Origin of the sequence: Hominenteromicrobium sp. (assembly GCF_046974225.1) — a bacterium.
In the GTDB taxonomy this organism is placed as follows: domain Bacteria; phylum Bacillota; class Clostridia; order Oscillospirales; family Acutalibacteraceae; genus Hominenteromicrobium; species Hominenteromicrobium mulieris.
In genome coordinates, this window is sequence record NZ_JBKWAE010000028.1 from 1 (window position 1) to 1,906 (window position 1,906).

Annotated in this window: 4 protein-coding genes; all 4 read left to right on the forward strand. The window is 54.5% G+C overall.

All coding sequences use genetic code 11. The features are described from left to right. The first annotated feature begins 399 nt into the window (after positions 1-399). Positions 400-615, forward strand: a complete 216-nt coding sequence (locus ACLTX1_RS12485; protein WP_412331062.1) for a DUF6471 domain-containing protein — start codon at positions 400-402, stop codon at positions 613-615. A 16-nt stretch (positions 616-631) separates the two neighbouring features. Then, a complete protein-coding gene (locus tag ACLTX1_RS12490; protein WP_071441856.1) occupies positions 632-838 on the forward strand; it encodes a DUF3847 domain-containing protein in 207 nt (68 codons plus the stop codon). A gap of 150 nt (positions 839-988) precedes the next feature. Beyond that, entirely contained in the window at positions 989-1,180 is a 192-nt protein-coding gene (locus tag ACLTX1_RS12495; protein WP_412331063.1) for a hypothetical protein, read from the forward strand. 7 nt (positions 1,181-1,187) lie between these two features. After that, a partial coding sequence (gene mobQ / locus ACLTX1_RS12500) for a MobQ family relaxase (RefSeq protein WP_412331064.1) occupies positions 1,188-1,906 on the forward strand: 719 nt, incomplete at its 3' end.

The window sequence follows — 1,906 nt, forward strand, 5'->3', positions numbered from 1 at the left end:
CGTGTAAAATCTGCCGCTGAACCGACGGCTGGTACACAAAACCGGCGTACAGAAGCGTACACAAGAGGGCTCTTCTGTACCGAGCCGTACACCGGCGGCTCAATCTTGCAGCCCCAAAATCAATGCTTGTGAAATCCGTGAAGATTTTCGCCGTAGGTCGAACGCGCTGCACCATCCGGTGATTTACCGAAGCGTGAAGCCGCCGCACTGGACTGTGGCATATCCTGCCATTTCGTATGCTTTCGCACAAAACGATGAAGCTGGTAGGGTACTGTTACGAACAGGGCGTCACGGACGGAAATCTGAGCGGATTTGCGGCACAGCAGATTTTTCACCACAAAGCGCACACAGTTCACTTACTCAAAAACCAATATCACGAAAATATGGAGGTAAAAGTTGATGAAATCCAATCTGAGAAATGAGATCAAGTCATACATCGTCCGTCAGGGCATGACCATGCAGGAGGTCGTTGATCTACTGCGGGATGAACACGGCTGGTCTGACAGCCTATCAAACCTGTCCAATAAGCTCCAGCGGGAATCCCTGCGCTATGTCGAAGCTGTCCAGCTTGCCGACGCGCTGGGCTATGAAATCGTCTGGCAGAAACGAAGATAAGGAGGGCTTTCGCATGATGACAGATGCGGAAAAGAAACTGTTGCAGGCACAGCACCGGTTGGAAGAAGCGCAGGCGCGGGATCGGGTCAAGGAGCGCAAAGCCAGAACACGCAGGCTCATTCAGGAGGGCGCAATTCTGGAAAAGGTGCTGCCAGAAGTGCGGACGATGGAGCCGACTGTACTGGAGGATTATCTGATACAGAAGCTGCCGCAGCACGATTGAATCTGCTGGGAGGTCTCCGGGAAACCGGGGACCTTCCTCTTTTTTCTCCCAAAGGGCGCACTTACTCACCACCCCGAAGGGGCGGTGGTATGCCTACGGCATCGTGCGCTCTCCGAGGGGGATTTCGCTTTCTGCGGAAAGCGACAGACAATGCCACAGCACCTGCGGGCGCTGCTGTCATCGTCTGCGCGATTGGGCAAATACCGTCGCTTCAACCGACGCTATTTTTCCAACCGCCTGCGCAAACCTGCCACCGGCAGCTTTGCCGCAGAGATGGACGGGCGTTCTGCCCGTCCATTTTCTCTTTTACGAAAGAGAAACAGAAAAAAGAAAACGAGGTGAACGAACGATGGCAATTTATCATATGGAAGCGAAGGTGGTCAGCCGGGGCGCAGGGCGCTCCGCCGTGGCCGCCTCTGCTTACCTAAGCTGTTCCCGTCTCTACAACGATTACGATGGGATACAGCACGACTATACGAAAAAGCGGGGGCTTGTCTGGCAGGAGGTGTTTCTGCCGAAATGTGCCCCGCAGGAATGGCAGGATCGTGAAAAACTATGGAACGCCGTGGAGGAAGTGGAGACAGCCAAGGACAGCCGTTTGGCGCGGGAATTTGTCGTTGCCCTGCCCATAGAGCTGAACCGTGAGGAACAAATTGCGCTGCTGCAAGAATTTATCCGAGAGCAGTTTGTATCAGACGGAATGTGCGCTGATGCCGCCATTCATGACACCGACGGTCACAATCCTCATGCCCATATTCTGCTGACGGTGCGCCCGCTGGATGAACAGGGTAAGTGGCAGTACAAGACCGAGAAGGAATATCTCTGCATGAGAAACGGCGAAGAACGCGGTTTTACTGCCGCCGAGTTTAAGGCGGCACAGGACGAGGGATGGGAGAAGCAGTATCCCTATAAAGTCGGCAAGAAGAAGGTGTATATGGTTTCTTCCGAGGCCGATGCACAGGGGCTTATACGGGCTGACAAGCATCCCAAAAGTACTCGGTACGGCAGGCAGAATCCTATCTCCGAGCGCTGGAACAGCGAGGAACAGCTTGCGGCATGGCGGGCGGC